At 63.6% G+C, this 797-nt stretch carries 1 protein-coding gene; it reads right to left on the bottom strand.

Features of this window, described 5'->3' with window-relative positions; translation table 11 throughout:
* Positions 1 to 797: NAD(P)(+) transhydrogenase (Re/Si-specific) subunit beta (locus NM2_RS47000; RefSeq protein WP_169816383.1), on the bottom strand; the 797-nt coding region annotated here is incomplete at both ends.

Here is a 797-nt window from a genome sequence, read left to right as displayed (position 1 = left end):
AGCGCCTTGAGTTCTTCGGTGACTGCGGAGACGGATTTCTTGGCGTCGCCGAACAGCATCGAGGTGTGGTCGGCGTAGAACAGGGGGTTGTCGATTCCGGCGAACCCGGAGTTCATGGAGCGTTTCAACACGATGACACTGTGGGCTTGGTCCACGTTCAACACCGGCATCCCGTAGATCGGAGACGAGGAGTCCTCGCGGGCGGCGGGGTTGGTGACATCGTTGGCCCCGATCACCAACGCCACATCCGTACGACCGAACTCACCGTTGATGTCGTCCATCTCCTTGAGCGCGTCATAGGAGACCTCCGCCTCGGCCAGCAGCACGTTCATATGCCCGGGCATACGCCCGGCGACGGGATGGATCGCGTACTTGACCTCCACACCCTTGCCCTCCAGCAGCGACGCCATTTCCTTGACCGCGTGCTGGGCTTGGGCCACGGCCATACCGTAACCGGGCACCACGATCACCTGATTCGCGTACGCCATCTGGATCGCCGCGTCCGCCGCGCTGGTGGCCTTGGCCTGGCGCTGCTCACCACCGGACCCACTGGGTGCGGTACCGCCGCCACCGAAACCACCCGCGACGATCGCGGGAATGGACCGGTTCATCGCCTTGGCCATCAAATTCGTCAAAATACTGCCCGACGCGCCCACGATCATCCCGGCCACGATCATCGCGGTGTTGTTCAACGCCAACCCCGCCGCCGCAGCCGAGAGCCCGGTCAACGCGTTGAGTAGGGAGATCACCACGGGCATGTCCGCGCCACCGATCGGCAACACCACCATCAACCCCAA

The sequence above is a fragment of the Nocardia miyunensis NBRC 108239 genome, assembly GCF_001613065.1.
Classification (GTDB): Bacteria; Actinomycetota; Actinomycetes; order Mycobacteriales; family Mycobacteriaceae; genus Nocardia; species Nocardia miyunensis.
Note: the sequence above shows the minus strand (reverse complement) of the source record. Positions and strands in the feature narration are given on the sequence as shown.